At 60.1% G+C, this 23,108-nt stretch carries 16 protein-coding genes; 5 read left to right on the top strand and 11 right to left on the bottom strand.

The features are described 5' to 3' along the window. The first annotated feature begins 14 nt into the window (after positions 1-14). Both FHT28_RS05150 and FHT28_RS05145 read left to right on the top strand, forming a co-directional pair. Positions 15-1,121, top strand: coding sequence for a hypothetical protein (locus tag FHT28_RS05150; protein ID WP_168595743.1), 1,107 nt, complete (start codon positions 15-17; stop codon positions 1,119-1,121). Positions 1,122-1,175: 54 nt separating this feature from the next. After that, positions 1,176-3,362 (top strand): glycosyltransferase family 2 protein, encoded by a 2,187-nt coding sequence (locus FHT28_RS05145; protein WP_168595742.1) that lies wholly within the window; start codon positions 1,176-1,178, stop codon positions 3,360-3,362. Between the two features lie 18 nt (positions 3,363-3,380). Here the strand turns inward: FHT28_RS05145 and FHT28_RS05140 are convergent, their stop codons facing one another. Together FHT28_RS05140 and FHT28_RS05135 are read right to left on the bottom strand one after the other, a co-directional pair. Continuing rightward, positions 3,381-6,839, bottom strand: a complete 3,459-nt coding sequence (locus FHT28_RS05140) for a YhaN family protein (RefSeq protein WP_168595741.1) — start codon at positions 6,837-6,839, stop codon at positions 3,381-3,383. 1 nt (position 6,840) lies between these two features. Beyond that, positions 6,841-8,076 (bottom strand): DNA repair exonuclease, encoded by a 1,236-nt coding sequence (locus tag FHT28_RS05135; RefSeq protein ID WP_168595740.1) that lies wholly within the window; start codon positions 8,074-8,076, stop codon positions 6,841-6,843. A gap of 222 nt (positions 8,077-8,298) precedes the next feature. On the opposite strand from FHT28_RS05135, the gene FHT28_RS05130 reads away from it, so the two are divergent. Then, complete coding sequence (locus tag FHT28_RS05130; protein ID WP_168595739.1) at positions 8,299-9,285, top strand: aldo/keto reductase; 987 nt, start codon at positions 8,299-8,301, stop codon at positions 9,283-9,285. 114 nt (positions 9,286-9,399) lie between these two features. On the opposite strand, the gene FHT28_RS05125 is transcribed toward FHT28_RS05130, so the two are convergent. The 5 genes from FHT28_RS05125 to clpP all read right to left on the bottom strand — a co-directional run bounded on the left by FHT28_RS05125 (position 9,400) and on the right by clpP (position 16,064). Next, on the bottom strand, positions 9,400-10,311 hold the full coding sequence (locus tag FHT28_RS05125) for an agmatinase (protein ID WP_168595738.1): 912 nt from the start codon (positions 10,309-10,311) through the stop codon (positions 9,400-9,402). A gap of 230 nt (positions 10,312-10,541) precedes the next feature. Continuing rightward, a complete protein-coding gene (gene hupB / locus FHT28_RS05120; protein ID WP_034507562.1) occupies positions 10,542-10,817 on the bottom strand; it encodes a DNA-binding protein HupB in 276 nt (91 codons plus the stop codon). Between the two features lie 201 nt (positions 10,818-11,018). Continuing rightward, positions 11,019-13,439 carry an endopeptidase La gene (gene lon, locus FHT28_RS05115; RefSeq protein ID WP_034507564.1) on the bottom strand — a complete coding sequence of 807 codons (2,421 nt, stop codon included), beginning with the start codon at positions 13,437-13,439 and terminating at the stop codon, positions 11,019-11,021. 419 nt (positions 13,440-13,858) lie between these two features. Then, positions 13,859-15,136 (bottom strand): ATP-dependent Clp protease ATP-binding subunit ClpX, encoded by a 1,278-nt coding sequence (clpX, locus tag FHT28_RS05110; RefSeq protein WP_034507566.1) that lies wholly within the window; start codon positions 15,134-15,136, stop codon positions 13,859-13,861. 295 nt (positions 15,137-15,431) lie between these two features. After that, entirely contained in the window at positions 15,432-16,064 is a 633-nt protein-coding gene (gene clpP, locus FHT28_RS05105; protein WP_037194184.1) for an ATP-dependent Clp endopeptidase proteolytic subunit ClpP, read from the bottom strand. Positions 16,065-16,458: 394 nt separating this feature from the next. Here clpP and FHT28_RS05100 point away from each other — a divergent pair, with 394 nt between their 5' ends. Both FHT28_RS05100 and FHT28_RS05095 read left to right on the top strand, forming a co-directional pair. After that, entirely contained in the window at positions 16,459-17,721 is a 1,263-nt protein-coding gene (locus FHT28_RS05100; RefSeq protein ID WP_210255675.1) for a GGDEF domain-containing protein, read from the top strand. A gap of 42 nt (positions 17,722-17,763) precedes the next feature. Continuing rightward, on the top strand, positions 17,764-19,008 hold the full coding sequence (locus tag FHT28_RS05095; RefSeq protein ID WP_168595736.1) for a cytochrome P450: 1,245 nt from the start codon (positions 17,764-17,766) through the stop codon (positions 19,006-19,008). 142 nt (positions 19,009-19,150) lie between these two features. Here the strand turns inward: FHT28_RS05095 and pstB are convergent, their stop codons facing one another. The 4 genes from pstB to pstS form a co-directional block, all read right to left on the bottom strand. Next, on the bottom strand, positions 19,151-19,909 hold the full coding sequence (gene pstB, locus FHT28_RS05090; protein WP_202032638.1) for a phosphate ABC transporter ATP-binding protein PstB: 759 nt from the start codon (positions 19,907-19,909) through the stop codon (positions 19,151-19,153). 107 nt (positions 19,910-20,016) lie between these two features. Further along, positions 20,017-20,868 (bottom strand): phosphate ABC transporter permease PstA, encoded by an 852-nt coding sequence (gene pstA / locus FHT28_RS05085; RefSeq protein ID WP_051963349.1) that lies wholly within the window; start codon positions 20,866-20,868, stop codon positions 20,017-20,019. A gap of 11 nt (positions 20,869-20,879) precedes the next feature. Beyond that, a complete protein-coding gene (gene pstC / locus FHT28_RS05080) occupies positions 20,880-21,851 on the bottom strand; it encodes a phosphate ABC transporter permease subunit PstC (RefSeq protein WP_037194180.1) in 972 nt (323 codons plus the stop codon). 73 nt (positions 21,852-21,924) lie between these two features. After that, the gene (gene pstS / locus FHT28_RS05075; RefSeq protein ID WP_037194178.1) at positions 21,925-22,950 is read right to left on the bottom strand and encodes a phosphate ABC transporter substrate-binding protein PstS; all 1,026 of its coding nucleotides are present in this window, start codon (positions 22,948-22,950) and stop codon (positions 21,925-21,927) included. Positions 22,951-23,108: the final 158 nt, after the last annotated feature.

Raw genomic sequence — 23,108 nt, 5'->3', positions numbered from 1 at the left:
GCGCGGACAGCCCCATGCAAATTCTGCGCGATATCATCTACGGACTGCTTCCAAGACCGCGACCATCGGGGGCATATGCGAAAGACACTTATCGCACCGCAAAACGGCTCCTCATCCTCTCACGATATCCCAATCCCAGCGTCAGCTACTATCTTGACGAACGAGCCAAGACGCTCGACGAAATCCCGGTCATCATGAAGGGCCTTGATGATCCCCTGGATACGGTCGATAGCGAGGGGCTCTTCGTCATCATCTGCCGCTACATCAAGCGACCACAATTACGCTGGCTGGAAGAGAGGCGTGGCAGCCTTGCAGGCGTGGCCTATTTCGTCGATGACGACATCCGGGCCGTTGTCACCGGCAAGGAGGCGAGCTGGCCTTACAAGCTCAGACTGATCAAACTGGCCGTCCGTCCGTTGCCAAGGGTCAATCGATTGCTGACACATATCTGGACGTCCACGGAAGCCCTGGCGGGGACGCTGGCCACGGCAGGCCACCAGATCGATATCCTTGCACCGATGCCGGCAAATCCGGCCGATGCCGCGCTCGATATCGGGGATGAGACCATTGCGCCGCTGAAAATGGTCTACCATGCGACCGGCATTCACCGCCGTGAGCATGAATTCCTGATGCCGATCGTCAAGGCCGCGATGGAAAAGCATGGCAATCTGCATTTCGAGGTTTTCGCCAATGGCAATCTTGCACGCCGCTGGAGCCGCCAGGGAATCGACCCGTCGAGAATAACGATCATTCCGCCACTCCCCTGGTCGGCTTATCTTGCCAGGACAGAGCGCCACAGCGCCGATATTGCGCTCGCTCCCCTCCTCTCGGGGAAGACCAATGCGAGCCGCGCCGATACGAAGCGGATCGATATCAGCCGTCTGCAGGCCGCAGCCATATTCTCGAATTGCCCGACATTTGCACGCTGCGCAATGGCCGCAGAGCTTCACATCGGCAACACCCAGAAAGAATGGCTGACGGCAATCGACCAGCTCGTCAGCGATCGGGCGCGTCGCTTGGTTGCTCGCGACGCGACAAGAAGCTCGATCGAAAAAATGCGGCAGCACGCGACGCCTGCATTTCCCGGTATACGTTTTGAACCGTTCGGCGACGTGGCTTAGCGCCCGAATCATGAAGACAATGCGCGCTGCCGGCGTCTGGATATAATGACATCGATGACACTCAAGATCTTACCGAACGCCGACCTCGAGCGTAAACTCCCCGCCGATGCGAATTCCAATCTTTGGAAGTCCGTGGGCGATGATCCCGCATTCGAAATCAGGTTTCCGCCCGTCCGAAAGAGACTGGTCGTCATTCATATTGCCGCGACCGATGAAGCCATCGATCCGAAATTCTATGTCAATCGCGGCCGCGGCTTCCGGGAGAAGGATGCGACATCCCTGCCGGAAGGGCGGCGGTTCGTCGTTACGGCAGACATAGGGTCCGTGGGCACCATCTGCGCCCTGCGCGCCGATCCGGTCAGCTTCCCGACGACATTCAGCTTTGACGTTACGGCTTTCGCTTCCGCGAAATCCGCTGAACGGCATATTTCAAATCTCCTCGGCATGGAGGGGAAGGCAGAGCGCGTCGATCTCGGCAAGCTTCCGCAACATTGGACAAAGATACCGAAGCTGAATTTCGGAAAGCGGTCTGCGAACCTGACGACGCAATATGCTGACGCGAGCTATCGACTAGCCTCTGATCTCGTTGCCTCGCCGGTCTCAGCAACAGCCGGAACTTGGCTGAGCATCGTCGTTCCCGTATACAATGCGCCGCGCCGCTATCTCGACGATCTCGTCAAGTCCTTCGAAGCCCAAGCGGAGAATGGCACGGAGCTCATTCTGAGCGATGACGGTTCGACGTCCCCGGAAACACGGCAATGGTATGAGGCGCAGCAATCGAAAGAGAATATCCACCTCGTGCTGAACGATCGCAACGGCGGGATCGCGGCGGCCACCAACGCCGCGCTATCCCACGCCAGCGGCCAGTGGATCGCCTTTCTCGACCATGACGATGTCATCGCTCCCCACGCCTTCAAGATGATCAGGCACACGCTGGAGCAAAATCCGGGCGCGAATTTCCTCTATACGGACGAGCTGGTTGTCGACGACACACTCAAGCCGACGGGCGTTATGCTGAAGCCGGCCTACGACCCCGTCCTGCTGACGGGCGTCAACTACATCAACCACTTCTCCATCTATCGCCACAGCCGGCTTCGCGAGATCGGCTATCTTCGCACCGGTTACGATGGCTCTCAGGATTACGACCTGCTGCTGCGCTATCTGGAGGGGGTTCCGGAGGAAAGCATCCTCCACCTGCCCTACCCGGCCTATTGGTGGCGCCGCAATGGCAGGACCTATTCGCGCAAGTTCCTGGATGCCGCCACCGCGAATGCCAGAAAGGCGCTGACGGAGCGATTTGAACGGCAACAGCAGGCGATTGAGGTCGAGGGAGCCCTCACGGAGACGCTGCATCGCGTCATCTTCGAACCTCCTCATGAATGGCCGAAGATTTCGATCATCATTCCCAGCAAGGACAATCTCGACCTAATCTCTCGTATCCTCCGTGATCTCTTCGAAAAGACTGACTATTCCAACTTCGAAGTCATGGTCATCGACAACGGTTCCACGGATCAGTCGGTCCTTAATCTTTACGATCATTATCGCCGGACGCAGCCGCACTTTTCAGCCGTCATCTCGCCGGAAGCCTTCAACTTCTCGCGCTCCGTCAACCGCGGCCTGAAGACGGCAACCGGCGAACACTACCTGATCCTCAACAATGACGTCGAAGTCATCGAGCCGGGCTGGTTGAAGGAGATGGTATCCTGCCTCGCTTATGACAGAACCGGCGTCGTCGGCGCCAAGCTTCTCTTTGCGAATGACAAGCTGCAACACGCAGGTGTCGTTGTTGGTTTCGGCGGACTGGCGGGCCATTGGTACATGAGCAAGCCTAGGGAATTCGGCGGCCCGATGAACCGGCTGCATGTCCGCAATTCCATGACCTGCGTGACCGGCGCGGTGATGCTGATTTCGGGCGATTGTCTCCGGAAGATCGGCCTGTTCGACGAGGAAAATTTCGCGGTCGCCTATAATGACGTGGACTATTGCCTGCGTGCCTACAAGGCCGGCTTTCGCATCGTCTGGACACCCTTTGCCTGCCTTTACCACCACGAATCGCTATCGCGGGGATCGGACAAGTCGGGCGAGCGAAAGAAGCGGTTCGACCAGGAAAAAGAGAACCTTCGGCGGCTGCATGCGACGCAGACGTTCGCCGATCGCGCACTCAATCCGGCCTACAGTCGGGACAAATCGGACCCCAGGATCCTGATCCCCACACGATTGCATATCCCCTCGATGTCATAGACGCGCCGATCGCTGCGCTCAGAGCTGGATCAGGTCCAAATCCCGACCGATCTCGCGTCTGGCGATCTCGACCAGGCTCATCTCATGGGTGAATAGGACAGTCTGGAAGCGTTCTGCGGTGCCGGCGAGTACCTTCAATCCGGCGCTTGCGCGTTCGTCGTCGAACGTCTGGAAGATGTCGTCGACGATCAGCGGCGCCGGCTCGTTGCGGGCGGAATAATCCTCCAGGAAAGCCAAGCGCAGGGCGAGATAGAGCTGGTCGCGGGTCCCTTCGCTCAGGCCTTCCAGCGACACATGCTCGCCAGCCACGCGTTCCGCCAGCAGCTGCCGCGCGTCGGTTTCGTCATGTGCCTCGACAAGGCGGACGAAGCGGTCGCCGGTCAGTTGCGAAAACAAGTCGCCCGCCCGCTTGATGACGGGATCCGCCTGCTTTTCGCGATAGGATTCCATCGAGCCCGCCAGCATTCGCGCGGCAAGCTTCAGGACCACCCATTGCCGCGCCAGGTCCTTCGCTTCCTGCTCGGCCGAAAGCTTTTCGAAAACCGCGTATTCGGCACTGACGCCGGTCTCGAGCGCCTGCCGCTGGCGCCGGTTTTCCGCCAGCCGCGCCGAAAGCTCGCCATGTATGGTGAACTGCCGCTGGTCTTCCTCGGTCAACCGCTCGATTTCCAGATCGGCTGCAACCCGTTCGAAATCGGCGAGCTGGACACGAAGCTCGGCCTCGGCCTTGCCATCCGCCTGTTGGCGGAAACGATCGCGGCTCTCGACCAACCGTGCATTCAAGCGAGTGCGCTCGCGCAGCCGCGACAGTAGAGCGGGAAGATCTGTAGCCCCTGGCAGATCCGCGGTCAGATGATCCAGATCGGCCAATATGATCGTGAGAGCTTCCTCGTGGCGCGCGACCAATCCTTCCGCGTGCTGCCGATCCTCTTCAATGCCGTCGCGCCTCTTCAACTCGCCGCGCATGGCGTTGGCGCGCATATGCAGCGCTTCGGCTGCGGCATCCGGCGGCAGATGATCAAGCTCATAGCCTGCGCTGGCAGCGAGGGTTGCGAGCCGGCGCTCGAAATCCGCCATGTCGCGACGCATGCCATTGACGCGGCGCAGCCGGTTGTCGCGCTCCGCCAAAGCATCGGGCAGCTCTTCCCATGCCTTCAGGGCCACAGACGCCATTTCCAGCGTCGCATCCGTCGGCAGGCCAAGGGGCAGAACGGCCTTGCCGAACGCCTCGCGCCAATCGACATGCCGTCGTTCCAGCGCCTGCCGCTGCTCGTCAAACCGTGCCAGCCGGTCGCGCGCCGAGCTTATCTCGCCCTCCCGCGTGCGACTTTCGCTCCAGCGCTCAGCAGCCAGGCGCAGGTGCTTCCGCAATCCTTCGGCCATCGCCACGGGCGGCAGGCGGCTGCTCTTGTAGCCGGTCGCCTCCGCAATATCCTGCAGGGCTGGAGACACGCGCGCTTCGGCCAAGACATTCTCGTTCCGCCCATCGAGCAAGTCGCGCAGCGCCTTGCGCTCGCGCAACAACCCTTCGACCCCTCGCCGCCATTCCAACATAATCGACGGATCGAGCGCGGTGACGCCGCAGGCTTCGAAAAGGCGGGCAAAGGATGCCTGGGCATCCGCCAGTGCCTTCTCGTATCCTTGCAGCCGATCGGATACGTCCTCGCGCTCCCGTCTCAGCCGCACTTGACGCAGACGATAATCGGCATGGCGCGCGACGCGATCGGCATCCTTCAACGCGGCATCGGCGAGACGATCAGCCTCGGCAACGCTGACCGTCAGCGCTGCAATCGTCTTGGCGTCGGGAGAGTGACCGGCCGCCAGCATTTCCTGGATGGAAGCCCAGTGCCGATCGCGGCCTTCTCGCGCCGCAGCGATCTGTTCGCGCGTGACGATCGGCCCTGTGCCTTCGGCATCCGCCAGCACCCGTTCGATCTCGTTCAGTTGCTCATCATAACCGCGCAGCTTATCGCCAGCCTCGCGCGTCTTCGTGCGGGCCGCATCGATCGTTTCACGATGGGTGGCAATCTCGGCACTTTCCGGCAAGGGTGCCGCGAAAAGCGCGGCTATGTCACCGACCGGTGGCCGCAACCGCGCGGCCGCCTCGTTGAGATCGGCTTCCGTGCGGCGTATCTGCGTCTCCAGGGCGTCGAGACGGGCCAAGACGGAGAGGTCGCCGGCCAGTGCCTCCAATTGATCGATGTAAGGCCTCGGATCGATCAGGCGCCCGGCAAGGCTATCCTTTTCCAGTGCCGCCAGCTGCTTGCGCTCGCTGTCGGATTGTTCGGCCAGCACCTGCAGCTGACGCGAGAGCTGCCTGCCCTCCTCCACCAGTTCGGACAGGCGCGCACGATCCACATCGCTCGGCTGGAGCTTTTCCAATCGTTCGACATCGGGAACGCCCAGGCGGCGTGCAAGCTGCGCAAGTGCTGCTTCATAACCGGCGAGCTCCTGATCGACGCGCGGCAGATCCTGGCGCTGGCTGCGATAGTTGCCGGTATCGGCAAAGAGCTGTGTGATATCGCCCGATATCTGCAGCAGCGCGTCATCGACATGGATGCGGGCCAGGTCTTCCTCGGCACGAACGACCGTCTGCCGGGCCCGTCGCAACTCCTCTTCGGCAACCTGCTTGTCGCGCAGCTTGTGTTCGAGCCTGTCGGCAAAGCCATCCGGGATGGCGGAGAGATCGGCAAGGCCATCAAGCGCCATGCCTTCCGCGTCGATCTCGGCGAGCAGAGGCTGCAAGGTTTTCAGCTTCGTGAGCCGGTCCAGGGTCTGTCGCGTGTCATGACGCTCGGCCTGCAAACGCTGCAGCTCAGCCTCGAGGTCGGCTGCCTCCGCCAGCAGCTTCTTCCAGTCGCCGGATTTGAGTTCATGGTCGCGCTCGGCCTTGCGGGCATCTTCATAGCGGTCGAGGGCCTGGTAGAAGCTACGATCCTTCGAGCGCCTGGCCGCATAGACGCCATCGGCTTCCGCTTCCAGCGACTGGCGCAGCCGCGAAAGGCCCGTCAGGCCGGAAGCCGCCGAAAACAGCAGGCTGCCGATCTCGCCGCCGCTGCGCAGCATGGCGGTCGCCCCCTGTCGCAGACGTTGCGAATCAAGGCCGAAGGCGCGTTCGAAGACATCGCGGCTCAAATTGCCGAGGAACGGCGCAAGAACATCCTCGGCAAGCGGCGTCTCCTTTTCGTCGGGTGCAAGAAGTGTGCTCTTGCGCCCACGCCGGCGGCGGAAGGTGAGCCCAGTTCCGTCGCGCGCGCTGATCGCCGCGCCGATCCGCAAGGTGCCGGGCTCATGCAAAAAGCTTTGTTCGGCTGCGGCGGGAAAACCAAACAGCAGATCGGAAATCGCGCTCAGTGCGGACGACTTGCCTGCTTCGTTCGGGCCATAGATGACATGCAGCCTGGCGCCGGCACGGAAATCGAGCGTGCGGTCGGTCAGTGCGCCGTAGCGGAGAATATCGAGCCGGTCGAAACGCATATCAGCCTGCCCCCTGCCCGCGAGCCAGGAGCAATTGTCGCGCCTCTTCGATAAGAGCCCCCACGTCGTCATCCAATGGCTGTGCTGCCGCGCCAAGCCCGCCCGGCAGGCGCACCGCAATCTCATCGATAAGCCGACCCGCTTCTACAGCGATATCCGCGTCACCGGCATGCTCGGCCAGCAATTGGCGGAGATCGAGGGCGCCGTCTACGTCTACGATTTGCGCCACCGGCGGCTCCAGCCGCAGCTCCAGCTTTTCAAGCCAGATATCCTCATGTACGCGATGGCATGCAGCCTCGACCTCGTCGCGCCATTGCTGGCGGTTGGCCACTATCGCGCCGTGCAGCGGCGTGACACCGGAAAGCCGAATGCGTAGCGCCGTCATCCGCCCGGCCATGTCATCGGCGACCGGCTGCACTGCCTGCTCGACGCCGCGCAGGATCGCCGTCTGGTCGTCATCCGGGCCGATGACGATATCGACCTGTGCGAAACGCGCCTCGTCGACGATCAGGCGCTCATGTTCGATTCGGCCGTCTTCGACCCTCACCAGCACCGCGCCTTTGGCGCCGCGTTCGCGGATATTGCGGCCCTGCAGGTTGCCGGGAAAGATCACCAGCGGATCAAGCGCCACCACTTCGTAATCGTGCACATGGCCGAGCGCCCAGTAGTCATAGCCGCGCGAGCGCAGATCATCGACCGAGCAAGGCGCATAGGGCGCATGCGGCTCGCGGCCGGTGAGCGAGGTGTGGAGAATGCCTATGTTGAACCAGCCTGGCACGGGTGCGGGATAGGCGAGCGCCAGATTGTCGTTGGCCGAGCGCTCGGCAAAGCCCTGGCCATGCAGGGCCACCTGCAGCGCATCCAGTTTGACGCTGCCGGGCTTGCCGGTGGGGAATTCATGGACATTGGCCGGCAAGGTGATGGTCTTGGTGATGACGCTTGCCGCATCGTGATTGCCGCGCAGCAGATAGACCGGAATTCCGGCCCGCTCCAGCCGCGCCATCTCGCGGTTGAAGAACAGCCCGATCTTGTTGTCCTTCCAGTCGCCGTCATAGACGTCGCCTGCGATGACGAAGAAATCGACGCGCTTTTCGATTGCCAGCCCCACCAGCGTCGAGAATGCCTTGCGGCTGGCTTCCACGAAGACCGCGGCGACAGCGGCATCCTTCAACGCCAACCCCTGAAAGGGACTGCCAAGATGCAGATCGGCGGCGTGGATGAAGCTGAAAGAGGGCATGGGTTCCGATCGTCGTCAGATATCCGGTCTCCCCTTTTAAGGAAACGAAGGCGTAATGAACACCGCACTGCGCGCTTCATCCAACGGTTTCGTAAGCGGGTGGAAACTGTCATATTCCTCGCTCACGCGATTGCGATCCTGCATTGCCGGTGCACCCTTGTCGCGGGTTCGAGCGGCTGCTACTCCGCTGGCATTTCATGACCAATGAAGAGGAGACATCTCATGAGACATCATGCTTTCGGGCGGACATCCTTCAGCGTGACAGACGTCGGCTTCGGCGCCTGGCAGATCGGCGGCGCATGGGGCGATGTCAGCGAGGCCGACGGCCGTGCGGCGCTGAATGCCGCTCTCGACGCCGGCATGACCTTCATCGACACCGCCGACGTCTATGGCGACGGCCGCTCGGAAAAGATCATTGCCGATGTGCTGAAGGCCCGCGGCGGCCAGCGCCCGATGGTGGCAACCAAGGCCGGCCGCCGGCTGAACCCGCATGTCGCCGACGGCTATACCAAGGCCAATCTCGAAGGTTTCATCGATCGCAGCCTGAGAAACCTCGGCATCGAGAGCCTGGATCTCGTCCAGCTTCATTGCCCGCCGACCGAAGTGCTCTATCGGCCCGAGGTTTTCGCCGGTCTCGACGAGCTGCAGAAGGCCGGAAAGATCAGGGGATACGGCGTCAGCGTCGAAAAGGTCGAGGAGGCGCTGAAGGCGATCGAATATCCGGGCGTGCTCAGCATCCAGATCATCTACAATATCTTCCGCCAGCGCCCCGATCACCTGTTCTTCAAGGAAGCCAAGCGGAAGAACGTCGCGGTCATCGCCCGCGTGCCGCTGGCGTCGTGCCTGCTCTCCGGCAAGATCACCCGCGACACGCAATTTGCCAGCGATGATCACCGCAACTTCAATCGCCATGGCGAGGCCTTCGATGTCGGCGAGACCTTTGCCGGCGTTCCTTTCGAGGTGGGTCTGCAGGCGGTGGAAGAGGTGCGCAAGCTGGTTCCATCAGGCGCCAGCATGGCGGCTTTTGCGCTGCGCTGGATCCTGATGAGCGATGCCGTGACCGTCGTCATCCCCGGCGCACGCAATGCCGAGCAGGCCAAAGCCAACGCAGCCGCGGCCGACCTTGCGCCGCTGTCGGCCGACGTCATGGCGGCTACGCGCGAGATCTATGAGCGCCTCATCGCTCCGCACGTTCACCATCGCTGGTAAGCACAGCGGCTTCGCATAAGGGAGTGGCTGGCCTCATCCCCGGCCACTCCTGATATAAGGTATTTTTCGTCACCGGAGAAACAGAGCGACAGGAGCACCGAATACCAACAGGGTTCAAACCTGTCGGACAATGGTTCCGATCACGTTGGTAAGAATGCGCGCGGCGATGATGGCTGATAAACCGTCAATATCGGCAGGCGGATAGAATTCGACCAGGTCGAAGCCGGCAATCCTGGCGCGCTTGCCCAGACCCGCAATCAGATCGATTACCTGCGTATAGGTCAGGCCACCGGGCGTCCGCGCCGCTACCCCGGGCATAATCGAGGGATCGATGCTGTCGCAATCGAGGGTAACGACAACCTGCGCACCTTCTGGAATATGTTGCAGAGCGGCTTCAACGCCCTCAGCATGCACTTCGCGAGCCGTCACGAAACGACTGCCATAGCGCTGCGCGTCTTCGACTTCGGTAAGACGTGCGCTGCCGACGCTACGAAGAGCGACCTGAACCATGCCGCCAACATGCTGCATCTCGCTCGCCCGACGCATCGGGCTCGAATAGCCGTAGCGCTCGCCATGCAGCTCGTCTCGCCAATCGATGTGAGCATCGATCTGCAGTATCCAGACCGGTCCGCGATCCGCAAATCCGGCGAGGAAGGGGATCGTCACGGAACAATCGCCACCGATCATGATCGGTACGGCCGCTGACGCCAGTATCTCACGCGTCTTCGCCTCGATCAGGGCACGGTTTCCGGCATTGTCGTACATAGTGGTCGGGACGTTGCCGGCGTCGACACAGCACGGAGGCTTGCCGTTGAAAAGCGGTCCGCCGACATCGAAATCCCAGTGCTCGATCAGAGGCGCATCGACCTCGCTCGCAGAACGAATGGCACCAGCAGCCAAGACATAGCCACTGCTGTCCTTACCGGGATAGGTGCTGCCGTGGCCAGCTGCGAAAATGACCGCGCGGGGCATGCCGCCATCGGTTAGTTGATCGGGAAGGCCGAGAAAGGAAGGCGATGCGGTCATTTCTTGATGATCCCAATGGTCATTCGGCTGAAACGTCAACGTCAGGCATTCGAAAATACCCGGTGACGTTTTCTTCGCAAGAGAACGCACGGACCGTCCATCTTATTGGTCAGGGCTAGCGAACGAAATCCGGCCCTTCCCTACCTCAAAACGAAAAAAGGGGCCCGCCAAGCGGACCCCTCATGTTCAACACCCGCAAGGCAAACACCTCGCAGCGGGTGGAAACGAGATTAGCTGTTAACAGCGTCCTTCAGGCCCTTGCCAGGCGTGAACTTCGGCACGTTGCGAGCCGCGATATCAACCTCGGCGCCGGTGGACGGGTTGCGGCCCTTCGTGGCTGCACGGTGAGAAACGGTGAAGCTGCCGAAGCCAGCAAGGCGAATGTCGCCGCCCTTCTTCAGTTCAGCCTGCACGGCATCGAAAACAGCGTCAACAGCGGAAGCAGCGTCAGCCTTCGTGATACCGGCCTTCTCGGCCACTGCGGACACGAGCTCATTCTTGTTCATGTTTCCACCCCTTTCTCTGGTATGAAACGACTTATCTATAGCGGGGCGAAGAATACGAATGCTCTTACCCGCCGCAACCCCAAAAGCCCTGCAAATCAAGGAAAAGCAAGCGTTGCCATACGCTTTTCACAAAAAAAGACCGGCAAATTTGCCGGTCTTTTCGCCTTTTATGTCAATTCGACATAATTGAGGCAACAACGCTCAATGAGCGATCGTCGCGCCCACTTCATCCACGCCGTCAACGGTTGCGATCACTGGCGTTTCGACAGTGCCGTCCCATTCGATCGGCTCGGGCCGGCGAACCAGCGCGTGCTTGATCACCTCGCCCATGCGGGAGACCGGAACGATCTCCATGTTGTTCTTCACGTTGTCCGGAATCTCCGCCAGATCCTTGGCGTTTTCTTCCGGGATCAGAACCTTCTTGATGCCGCCGCGCAGTGCCGCCAGCAACTTTTCCTTCAGGCCGCCGATCGGCAGCACACGGCCGCGCAGCGTGATTTCACCGGTCATGGCGACATCCTTGGAAACCGGGATGCCGGTCATGATCGAGACGATCGCGGTTGCCATCGCGACACCGGCCGACGGGCCATCCTTGGGCGTCGCGCCTTCCGGCACGTGCACGTGGATGTCGCTCTTGTCGAAGAGCGGCGGCTTGACGCCGAAATCGACAGCGCGCGAGCGGACGTAGGATGCCGCCGCCGAGATCGATTCCTTCATGACTTCCTTCAGGTTGCCGGTGACCGTCATGCGGCCCTTGCCCGGCATCATCACGCCTTCGATCGTCAGCAGCTCGCCACCGACTTCCGTCCATGCGAGACCGGTGACGACACCGACCTGATCCTCGCCCTCGGCTTCGCCGTGGCGGAAGCGCGGAACGCCGAGATACTGGTCAATGTTCGCAGCGGTGACCGCAACGGACTTGGTCTTGCCCTTGATGATCTCGGTGACCGCCTTGCGGGCGAGCTTCATCAATTCGCGTTCGAAGTTACGAACACCGGCTTCGCGGGTGTATTGCTGGCTGATTGCCATCAGGGCGTCGTCGCTGACCGAGAATTCCTGCGGCTGCAACGCGTGTTCCTTAATGGCCTTCGGCAGCAGGTGCCGCTTGGCGATCTCGCGCTTTTCATCTTCGGTGTAGCCGGCGATCCGGATGACTTCCATGCGGTCCATAAGCGGCGCAGGGATGTTCAGCGTATTCGCCGTCGTGATGAACATCACGTCTGAGAGGTCATATTCGACTTCCAGGTAGTGATCCATGAAGGTCGAGTTCTGCGCCGGGTCCAGCACTTCCAGCAGGGCCGATGACGGATCGCCACGATAGTCCATGCCGAGCTTGTCGATTTCGTCGAGCAAGAAGAGCGGGTTGGACTTCTTGGCCTTCTTCATCGACTGGATGACCTTGCCGGGCATCGAGCCGATATAGGTGCGGCGGTGGCCGCGGATCTCGGCTTCGTCACGAACGCCGCCGAGTGCCATGCGGACATACTCACGGCCGGTCGCCTTGGCGATCGACTGGGCGAGCGAGGTCTTGCCGACGCCCGGAGGACCTACGAGGCACAGGATCGGGCCCTTGATCTTCGTCGCGCGGGCCTGGACGGCCAGATATTCGACGATGCGCTCCTTGACCTTGTCGAGGCCGAAATGATCCTGTTCGAGGATCTTCTCGGCATTGTTGAGGTCGGCCTTGACCTTCGACTTCTTGTGCCACGGGATACCCAGCAGCCAGTCGAGATAGTTGCGCACCACGGTGGCTTCCGCCGACATCGGGCTCATCTGCCGCAGCTTCTTCAGCTCGGCATCGGCCTTTTCCTTGGCTTCCTTCGACAGCTTGGTCTTGGAGATGCGCTCTTCCAACTCGGCCATCTCGTCGCGGCCTTCTTCGCCGTCGCCGAGCTCCTTCTGGATCGCCTTCATCTGTTCATTCAGATAGTATTCGCGCTGGGTCTTCTCCATCTGGCGCTTGACGCGCGAGCGGATGCGCTTTTCGACCTGCAGAACCGAAATCTCGCCTTCCATGAAGCCGAGCGCCTTTTCGAGGCGGCCCTTGACGCTGGTGGTTTCCAGCATCTCCTGCTTCTCGGTGATCTTGATCGACAGATGCGAGGCAACCGTGTCGGCGAGCTTAGAATAGTCATCGATCTGGCTGGCGGCGCCAACCACTTCCGGCGAAATCTTCTTGTTGAGCTTTACATAGCTCTCGAATTCAGAAACGACCGAGCGGCTCAGCGCTTCGAGCTCGACCTGATCTTCCTCCGGCTCATGCAAGACATGGCCAAGGGCCTCATAGAAGTCCTCGCGGCCGGTATACTCGTCGATCTCCGCACGCGCACGGCCTTCGACCAGCACCTTCACGGTGCCGTCGGGCAGTTTCAGCAGCTGCAGCACATTGGCAACGGTACCAACCCTATGGATCGCGTCCGGCGCAGGATCGTCGTCGCTGGCATTGATCTGCGTGACCAGCATGATCTGCTTGTCAGAGCCCATGACCTCTTCCAGCGCACGAATGGATTTTTCCCGTCCGACGAACAGCGGCACGATCATGTGGGGGAAAACCACGATGTCGCGCAACGGCAATACCGGATAGGCAATGCTCTCATTTGCCGCAGACGTTTTCTTAGTCATGTTATTTCCTTTCCGTCGTCCCGTTCCCGGGCTCTCTGCCGGCCTTAGGGGATTAGCCGGCTCTCTCACTTGGTTAACAAGTGGAGCTTCACATTGCCTATTTCAAGTCGCGCGCGACGCACTGTCGCCAGACAGCGATCCGCATATTTACGAGGAGGAACGCAACAACAAAGCACCGACGCCCGGCCACTCAAACACCGCCGACAAATCAGGATCCGAGGAAAAACGCCGGGCCCAAGCCCTATCCGTCGGATGCTCCAGAATCATGCCATCATGGCTGCAGCAGGCGCTCTTCACAACCGGGTTTGGCGGCGGTCCCACACGCTTATCCCAGACTTTATCAGCAAACTGCACGATTTTTCAAATAGAAAGGGGCCCGTCGACAACGAGCCCCTGATTCACGAACACAAATCGGATCGTTAGGCCGTCGCGTTGGCCTTTTCCTCCTGCCGATCTGCATAGATGTAGAGCGGGCGGGCCGATCCGCGGACCACTTCCTCGGAAATGACCACCTCGCGGACGCCTTCCAGAGCCGGCAGATCGAACATGGTATCGAGCAAGATCTTCTCCATGATCGAGCGCAGACCACGCGCGCCGGTCTTGCGCACGATCGCCCTCTTGGCAATCTCGCGCAATGCGTCCTCGTGGAAGGTCAGTTCAACGTCTTCCATCTCGAACAGGCGCTGGTACTGCTTGACGAGCGCGTTCTTGGGCTCGGACAGGATCTGGATGAGCGCGTCCTCATCCAGGTCTTCCAGCGTCGCCAGCACGGGCAGACGGCCGATGAATTCCGGGATCAGGCCGAACTTGACCAGATCTTCCGGTTCCAGCTCGCGCAGCACTTCGCCGACGCGGCGATCGTCCGGCGCCTTGACAGCAGCGCCAAAGCCGATCGAGGTCTTCTCGCCACGGGCGGAGATGATCTTGTCGAGACCGGCAAAGGCACCGCCGCAGATGAACAGGATGTTGGTCGTGTCGACCTGCAGGAATTCCTGCTGCGGATGCTTGCGTCCACCCTGGGGAGGAACCGAAGCGACCGTGCCTTCCATGATCTTCAGCAATGCCTGCTGCACACCCTCGCCCGATACATCGCGGGTGATCGACGGATTGTCCGACTTGCGGGAAATCTTGTCGACTTCGTCGATGTAGACGATGCCGCGCTGGGCGCGCTCGACGTTGTAGTCGGCAGCCTGCAGCAGCTTGAGAATGATGTTCTCCACGTCCTCGCCGACATAGCCTGCTTCCGTCAGCGTGGTCGCGTCGGCCATAGTGAAGGGCACGTCGATGATGCGGGCGAGCGTCTGAGCCAGATAGGTCTTGCCGCAACCGGTCGGACCGACAAGCATGATGTTCGACTTCGCCAGCTCGACATCGCCGTTCTTGGACGCATGTGCGAGGCGCTTGTAATGGTTGTGAACGGCCACGGACAGGATCTTCTTCGCCTGCCTCTGGCCGATAACGTATTCATCAAGAACCTTGATGATGTCCTGCGGTGTCGGAACGCCGTCACGCGACTTAACCATCGAGGATTTGTTTTCCTCGCGGATAATGTCCATGCATAGTTCAACGCATTCATCGCAGATGAAGACGGTCGGTCCGGCAATCAGCTTCCGGACTTCATGCTGGCTCTTACCGCAGAACGAACAATAAAGCGTGTTCTTCGAGTCGCCGCCGTTGCTGCCGCTGACTTTGCTCATATCACTTTCCTTCCAGCACGCCGTCAATTTCCAAGTTGAAATCGCGGTCCACTCTATGCATCCGCCGGACCTGCACCTCGTTATTAGCAGATCGCGGCGCCCTTCAGGGTACTGAACGCAGGCCCGACAAACGGAACTGCGTGGCAACGATCCCCCTCGAATGCCCGAATGCTATGTCATAAAAACGCTACATAGCACGAATGCCTACTATTACCGCGTTCCGTTCCACATTAAACCCCTATTCGATCACAAATGGGATAGAACTGTGGCGAGGAAGCCACCACCTCAAGGATAATCAAGAGGCGGCTTCACCTTCCATTTCGGTACGCGACGTCAGCACCTTGTCGATCAGACCCCATTCCTTTGCCTCATCGGAGGACATGAAATGGTCACGATCGAGCGTCTGCTCGACTTCTTCATATGTCCGGCCGCAATGCTTCACGTAAACTTCGTTCAGGCGACGCTTCATCTTGATGATGTCGCGCGCATGACGTTCGATGTCCGAAGCCTGCCCCTGGAAACCGCCGGACGGCTGGTGAACCATGATGCGGGAATTCGGCGTGGCGAAGCGCATATCCTTGTCGCCGGCGGCAAGCAGCAGCGAACCCATCGAGGCTGCCTGGCCGATGCACAGCGTCGAAACGGCCGGCTTGATGAACTGCATCGTGTCATATATCGCCATGCCGGCAGTCACGACGCCGCCCGGCGAATTGATGTAGAGCGCAATTTCCTTCTTCGGGTTTTCCGCCTCGAGGAAGAGAAGCTGGGCGCAAACCAACGTGGCCATATGGTCTTCGACAGGCCCGGTCAGGAAGATGATACGTTCCTTCAGCAGGCGGGAATAGATGTCGTAAGACCGTTCCCCACGGTTGGTCTGTTCAACAACCATCGGCACCAGAGCCATAGCTGTATCGACTGGATTTCTCATGTGCGTCCTTTACCAAGCTTGCCCCGGCGGCAAAAGCGCCGGGAATCGAATAAAATCCGTTACCCCTACATAGAGTGTCACTGCCCTGCACTTCAAGACGCACGAAAGCATAACCTCAAAAAGCACTAATGCCCTAGGAAGCGTTGACAAAGCATTTCTAATCGCCGCTTTCGCAATGCCAACCGGCCGGGTGTCGTGCCATGCGCAATTCACCGCTTTTCCCGACCGCAGGGTGAAGGAAGCATAAAGGACGGTGCCGGTACGGTGCAGGCGGCGGAAACGGCCAAAATTTACCAAGACACTTAAGGAACTTACCATCTTATTCGGCAAGGATAGACCAGTCGCAGGAACCGTCCGCTCTTTCGCGCCGACGGGTTGGCCCTGGCAAGGAGAAATGCTGATCGTGCTTAACATGACCACAGGGTTGATCATCTGGTGCTCGGAAGCCATCACCCTGGCGGCCGTATTTCTTCTTGCCTGGTGGCACGATCGCCGATCGCCCGCCTATCTGATGTGGGCGCTGGGCTTTATCGTGAATGCGATTGGATTTGCGCTGGTGGCGGCCCGCGGTTTCATTCCCGACATATTGTCGGTCGAGATCGGCAATGCGATCGCGCTGCTTGGCGAAAGCGCCTGGATTGCCGGCTTTCGATGGCTCGACAAGCGCAAGCTCGAATGGTCGGCCCTGCTGCCACCCGTCATCTGGCTGGTCGGCGTCAGCCTGCCATGGGTCAATGACAGCTTCGTCAATCGCATCATCGTCCATGACCTGGCCGGCGCGGTCGGCGCGACATTGCTCGCCTGTGCGGTCCGCCCCGCCGAAGGTCGGCGGGAACAGGCGCGCGGCCAGTTAGGCTTTGTGTTCATGGCTCTAGCCTGCCTTTGCTTCGTGTCCTCCGTCGGGATGGCACTGTTCGCTCCCACGCAGGAAGAGGCCTTAATCTATCGTGGCTATGTGGCGCTCGGCGATGCGCTGTTCATCACGGTCGCTGTCGCATTGATGGGCAAGTTGCTGATGGAGCGCGCGGAGCGTCGTTGGCGGGCAATTTCCATCACCGATACGCTGACCGGCGTTTTGAACCGCCGCGGCCTTCAAGACAGCTACGAGATTCTTGCTGGAGAGGGACAACGGCAGCCGCAAAAGCTCGCCGCGCTGTTGTTCGATCTCGACCACTTCAAGACGATCAACGATCGTTACGGACACCAGACGGGCGATCTCGTTCTCATCGAATTTGCACGCATCGCCCACCAGTTCGTGCCGCGCGGCGGCGCGTTCGGCCGCATGGGCGGCGAGGAATTCGTCGCCTTCGTCCCCATAGACGATCAGGCACAGGCCGAGGCGCTGGCGGAAACGATCCGCGCCGATTTCTGCCGCGTCCCGCTGCTCGCGGGTCGTTCCCTGGTGCCGGCGACGGTCAGCATCGGCGTGGCAATCATGCCGCGTGACACCGTCAGCTGGGATCGGCTCGTCTCCTCCGCCGACCGCGCGCTCTACGCCGCCAAGCGCGCAGGCCGCAATTGCATCATCGTCTTCGACGAAATGGAAATCGCAAAGACGGTCGACGCGCCGCCAGACACAGATGGCGGCGAACTGGTTCCGACACTCGATGACCAGATTCACGCCCTGCGACGCATGGGCAAGCTCGCCGGCATGTGACGGGCTTTTCCGGCGCGATTTATTCCGATAATCCTTGTCATCATGACCACATCTTCTCTCCTCTCCATCGATTCGGTGGCCCGCCGCGTCTCTCTCGACGCCCGCGATCCCGCCTTCTATACGAATCCCAATGCGGTCTACGCCGCCTTGCATGCTCAATGTCCCACCTTTTACTGGGAGGAGCAGAAACAATGGTATTTCATAGGCTATGACCATGTGAACGGGCTGCTGCGCGACCGCCGCTTCGGCCGCCAGATCCTGCACATCGCCACGCGTGAAGAGCTCGGCATGCCGGCACCTCTGCCGCATCTGAAGAATTTCGATCTTGCCGAACAGTACTCGCTCCTCGAAATCGAACCACCCGAGCACACGCGTCTGCGCACCCTCGTCAACCGCGCCTTCGTGTCCCGCCATGTCGAGAAGATGAAACCGGAACTGGCCGAGTTGGCCACCCGCCTGATCGACGGCTTCGAGAAGGACGGTGAAGTCGAGCTTCTGTCGGCCTTTGCCGACGTCATTCCCGTCACCATGATCGCGCGGATGATCGGCATACCGGAAGAAATGGGGCCACAGCTGCTGAAGTGGTCCCACGCCTACGTCCGCATGTACATGTTCGGCCGTACGGCTGCCGACGAAGACGCGGCGGATCAGGCCGCCAAGGAATTCGCCGACTATGTGAAAACCGTCATCCGCGAGCGCCGCGCCAATCCGCGCGACGATCTTTTGACGCACATGATCACCACCGAGCACAAGGGTCAGTATCTGACCGAAGACGAACTGGTGTCGACGACGATCGTGCTGCTCAATGCCGGCCATGAAGCGACGGTGCATCAGATCGGCAATTCCGTGCGCGTCATTCTGGAAAGCGATTATTCGCCGGCCGAGCTCTTCAAGGACGAGGCGACGACGGAACGAACGGTGGAAGAGACGCTGCGCATCTGCGCGCCCGTGCACATCTTCGACCGCTGGTGCCTGGAGCCGACGGAAATCGACGGGATCTCCTTTCAGCGCGGCGACAAGGTGGCGATGATCCTTGCAGCCGCCAATCTGGATCCGACGAAATTTTCCGATCCCCTCACCTTCAAGCCCGACCGCAACGAAGCACCCATCCTGTCGTTCGGCGCGGGTATCCATTTCTGCATCGGCGCGCCGCTGGCCCGGTTGGAATTGAACGTCGTGCTGCCGATCCTCTTCGAGCGCTTGCCTGGGTTGAAGCTCAAGAGGACGCCCGAGGTCAAGGACGTCTACCAATTCCACGGCCTGGACAAGCTCGAACTGACCTGGTGAGTTCGAGCCGCCCGCCAAAGGCGGGTTTTCGCAGCCCGCGGCGCGGCAACCGGCAAAATTCACGTCATGGCTAAAATGCAAAATGGCGCGTCCGACCGGCGCGCCATCTTAAATCTTGGGTTCAGGCGATGCCCGGACCGTATCAGCCGTAACGACCGGTGATGTAGTCTTCCGTGCGCTTCACCTTCGGCGCCTGGAAGATCTGCTCGGTCGGGCCGTATTCGATCAGGTCGCCGAGATACATGAAGGCGGTACTATCGGAGATGCGGCTCGCCTGCTGCATATTGTGCGTGACGATGACGATCGTGAAATCGCCCTTCAGCTGCGACACCAGTTCTTCGACCTTGGCCGTGGAGATCGGATCGAGAGCCGAAGTCGGCTCGTCCAGAAGCAAGACTTCCGGGCGTAGCGCGATGGCGCGGGCGATGCAGAGACGCTGCTGCTGGCCGCCGGAAAGGCCAAGTCCGCTCTGGTGCAGCTTTTCCTTCACTTCGCTCCACAACGCCGTTTCCGTCAGCGCCGCTTCGACGCGCACGTCCATCTCCGCCTTGGAAATCTTCTCATAGAGCCGGATGCCGAAAGCGACGTTTTCATAGATCGACATCGGGAACGGCGTTGGCTTCTGGAACACCATGCCGACCTTGGCGCGCAAATCGTTCAGATCGACGTCCTTGGTGAGAATATTGCGGCCGTCCAGCAGGATCTCGCCCGAAACCGTCTGGCCCGGATAGAGGTCATACATCCGGTTGAAGGTGCGCAGCAGCGTGGATTTGCCGCAACCCGAAGGGCCGATGAAGGCAGTGACCGCATTTTTGCGGATGTCCATATTCACACCCTTCAGAACGCGATGGCCGTTCTGATAGGTGAAATCGAGGTTCTTCACCTGAAGTTTCGCGAGCATGCCGAGATCCGACTGAGAAACGGCGTCCTTCCCCGGCTGTGCGTTGACGCTCTGGAAATTGTTGTCGCTCATGTTCATGGTTTCATTCCTATCGTTCGGCGGCTGCGTCATTGGCGACGACCACTCAAGACACGGGCAAGGATGTTGAGGGCAAGGATGGCAACAGTGATGATCAATGCACCGGCCCAGGCCAGTTGTTTGAGATCCTCGCCTGCATCGGCGGCGAGCGTGTTGATGGCAACCGGCAGCGTGGCGATTGGACCGGTCAGGTCTGCATTCATGAATTTGCTGTAACCGGCCGTAAAGAGAAGCGGTGCGGTTTCGCCGCTGATGCGGGCGACGGCCAGCAGGATGCCGGTGAGGATGCCCGTCCAGGCGGAACGGTAGACCACCATCATCATGGACTTCCAGCGCGGCGCGCCGAGCGCGGCGGTCGCCTCGCGAAGCGCGTTTGGCACCAGCAACAGCATGTCCTGTGTCGTGCGGTTGACGACCGGAAGGGCGATCAGCGCCAGCGCAAGGATGCCGGCGATGGCAGAGTTGCCGTGCATGGGCACGACCACCGCGCCGTAGACGAACACGCCGATGATGATCGAGGGTGCTGACAGCAAGATGTCGTTGAGGAACTTGGCAGCCTCGGCAAGTTTGCTGCCGTTGGCATATTCCACCAGATAGGTGGCGGCGAGAATGCCGATCGGCGCAGCAATCACGATGGCGAGGCCCGTGACCAGCACGGTGCCGTAGATTGCGTTGATCAGACCACCACGCGAGCCCTGGGCCGGGATCGACATGGTGAACACGTCGAGGCTGAGCGCCGATACACCGCGATAAAGGAGGGTCGCAAGGATTACGCTCAGAAAGAATATGCCGAGGACGGCCGCGATGAAGCACAAGACCATCATCACCCGGTTCTTCCCATAACGCCTCGACACGAGGTTCTGACGAATTGCATTGTCCATGGGTTTTTTCCTCAGAGCGAGTCGCCGCGGCCGATCATCCACCGCGCCGCCGCAAGCACGCAGAAGGAAAGGACGAACAGGAGCAGGCCGAGCGCAATCAGGCTCGACAATTGCAGACCGTCGGCATCGCCGAAGTTGTTCGCGATCTGGGCGGAAATGGTGGTGGACGGCGAAATGATCGACGATTGCAGACGGCTCACCGAGCCTATCACGAAAGTGACGGCCATGGTTTCGCCAAGCGCACGACCGAGGCCGAGCATGATGCCGCCTACGAGGCCGCGACGTGTATAGGGGATCAGGATGTGGCGAGCCACTTCCCATGTGGTCATGCCCATGCCGTAAGCGGATTCACGCAGCATCGGCGGCACGGTGGTGAACACATCGCGGGAGATCGCGGTGATGAACGGCAGGATCATGACGGCCAGCACGAGGCTTGCCGTCAACAGGCCGACGCCCGGCGCCGGCGGCTGGAACAGCAGGCCGATCAACGGCACCTGGCCGACCGTCATCATAAGGAAGGGCAGGATATAGGTCTGCATCAGCGGCACGAGAATGAACAGACCGACGATGCCGTAGATAATGGATGGAACACCGGCCAGAAGCTCGATGGCCGTACTGATCGGACGCCGCAGGCTGCCGGGGCAAAGTTCCGTGAGGAAGATGGCGATGCCGATGCCCAGGGGAATGGCAATCAGCATGGCGATGAACGAACTCACCAGCGTACCGACCACCGCAGGCACAGCACCATAGATATCGGCGGGAGCGCTCCACTTCGTGCCCCAGAGGAACGAAAACCCGAAGGCCTGGAAGGTTGGCAAGGCATCGATGACAAGAACCACAATGATTGCCAGCAGCAGAAGCACGACAAGAGCAGCCGAGCAAAGCGTCATAAAATAGAAAATCCGGTCCTGTCTCCGGAATTTTCTCGTGATGGCGGTGGTATCCAATGCCTGGAAGCCAGCCGTCTGAGTCGCGTCAGCCATCGATTTCCCCTTGTCCTGTCACGAAAGGCGGACAGGGCCAAACCCTGTCCGCCGCACTCTCATCCAGCACAAATTACTTCGTGCCAAAGTCCTTCTTCCAGGACTCTTCGACAACCTTGGCAACAGTTTCCGGAACCGGAAGATAGGACAGGTCGGTCGCGTCCTTCTGGCCCTTTTCATAGGACCACTTGAAGAACTTCAGCGCTGCTTCGTTCTGAGCAGGATCGGCCGGCTTCTTGTAGAGCAGAACCCAGGTCGAAGCTGCAATCGGCCAGCTCTTGTCGCCCGGCTGATTGGTGATGATCAGGTTGAAGTTCTTGGCATGGGCCCAATCGGCGTTGGAAGCTGCAGCCTTGAATGTGTCGAGGCTCGGCTCGATAACCTTGCCGGCCGCATTCTTCATCTTCGCGAAACCGATGTGGTTGGCGACGACGTAGGAATATTCAACGTAAGAGATCGAACCAGCTGTCTGGTTGACAGTGGTGGAAACGCCTTCGGAACCCTTGGCGCCGAAGCCGACCGGCCATTCGACCGCCGTGTTCGAACCAACCTTTTCCTTCCACTCCGGCGAAACCTTCGCCAGGTAGTCGGTGAAGTTGAAGGTCGTGCCCGAGCTGTCGGCGCGATAAACGACGGAGATCGGCCCGGAAGGCAGCTTAATGTCGGGGTTGAGGGCCTTGATGGCCGCATCGTCCCACTTGGCGATCTTGCCGAGGAAGATATCGGCCAGCGTCTTGCCGTCGAGAACGAGTTCGCCCGGCTTTACGCCAGCAACGTTATAGGAAACGACGATGCCGCCGGAGATCATCGGGAACTGGGCAATGCCGTTCTTCTCGAGATCAGCGTCGCTCATCGGCTTGTCCGAAGCGCCGAATACGATGGTCTTGTCGAGGAGCTGCTTGATGCCGGCGCCCGAACCGACGGACTGGTAGTTGACGACATTGTTCGTCGCAGCCTTATAGCCCTCGGCCCACTTGGACAGAACCGGCGCGATGAAGCTCGAGCCGGCGCCCGTGATGTCGGCAGCCATAGCCGAAGCGGCCATGGTGACAACCAGGCCAGCGGTCAGGCAAAGGGAACGGAGTTTCAGATTAAGCATAGTAGACTCACTTCCTCAAGTGAACAAAAGGATGGCGAGCAGAAGACCGGCACGGGGTACTCATTATAGATGACCTCCCCACCTCAATCTCCTGGCGACAAGGATGGCTCTAAAGACGCATTGTTTCAGTTTGATGACAGTTTAATGAAGCGCCAGTG

Source organism: Rhizobium sp. SG570 (assembly GCF_012275345.1).
Lineage (GTDB): Bacteria > Pseudomonadota > Alphaproteobacteria > Rhizobiales > Rhizobiaceae > Rhizobium > Rhizobium lusitanum.
This window is presented reverse-complemented; position numbering and strand designations above follow the sequence as displayed.

Bases quoted from the DNA above. Each gene is read 5' to 3' on its own strand.
- FHT28_RS05135 (WP_168595740.1), bottom strand. From the start codon at position 8,076: ATGCCCTCTTTCAGCTTCATCCACGCCGCCGATCTGCATCTTGGCAGT.
- FHT28_RS05140 (WP_168595741.1), bottom strand. From the start codon at position 6,839: ATGCGTTTCGACCGGCTCGATATTCTCCGCTACGGCGCACTGACCGAC.
- pstA (WP_051963349.1), bottom strand. From the start codon at position 20,868: ATGGACAATGCAATTCGTCAGAACCTCGTGTCGAGGCGTTATGGGAAG.
- pstC (WP_037194180.1), bottom strand. From the start codon at position 21,851: ATGGCTGACGCGACTCAGACGGCTGGCTTCCAGGCATTGGATACCACC.
- clpX (WP_034507566.1), bottom strand. From the start codon at position 15,136: ATGAGCAAAGTCAGCGGCAGCAACGGCGGCGACTCGAAGAACACGCTT.
- FHT28_RS05125 (WP_168595738.1), bottom strand. From the start codon at position 10,311: ATGACCGCATCGCCTTCCTTTCTCGGCCTTCCCGATCAACTAACCGAT.
- FHT28_RS05095 (WP_168595736.1), top strand. From the start codon at position 17,764: ATGACCACATCTTCTCTCCTCTCCATCGATTCGGTGGCCCGCCGCGTC.
- pstB (WP_202032638.1), bottom strand. From the start codon at position 19,909: ATGCTCGCGAAACTTCAGGTGAAGAACCTCGATTTCACCTATCAGAAC.
- hupB (WP_034507562.1), bottom strand. From the start codon at position 10,817: ATGAACAAGAATGAGCTCGTGTCCGCAGTGGCCGAGAAGGCCGGTATC.
- FHT28_RS05150 (WP_168595743.1), top strand. From the start codon at position 15: ATGCAAATTCTGCGCGATATCATCTACGGACTGCTTCCAAGACCGCGA.
- FHT28_RS05145 (WP_168595742.1), top strand. From the start codon at position 1,176: ATGACACTCAAGATCTTACCGAACGCCGACCTCGAGCGTAAACTCCCC.
- FHT28_RS05100 (WP_210255675.1), top strand. From the start codon at position 16,459: ATGCTGATCGTGCTTAACATGACCACAGGGTTGATCATCTGGTGCTCG.
- clpP (WP_037194184.1), bottom strand. From the start codon at position 16,064: ATGAGAAATCCAGTCGATACAGCTATGGCTCTGGTGCCGATGGTTGTT.
- pstS (WP_037194178.1), bottom strand. From the start codon at position 22,950: ATGCTTAATCTGAAACTCCGTTCCCTTTGCCTGACCGCTGGCCTGGTT.
- lon (WP_034507564.1), bottom strand. From the start codon at position 13,439: ATGACTAAGAAAACGTCTGCGGCAAATGAGAGCATTGCCTATCCGGTA.
- FHT28_RS05130 (WP_168595739.1), top strand. From the start codon at position 8,299: ATGAGACATCATGCTTTCGGGCGGACATCCTTCAGCGTGACAGACGTC.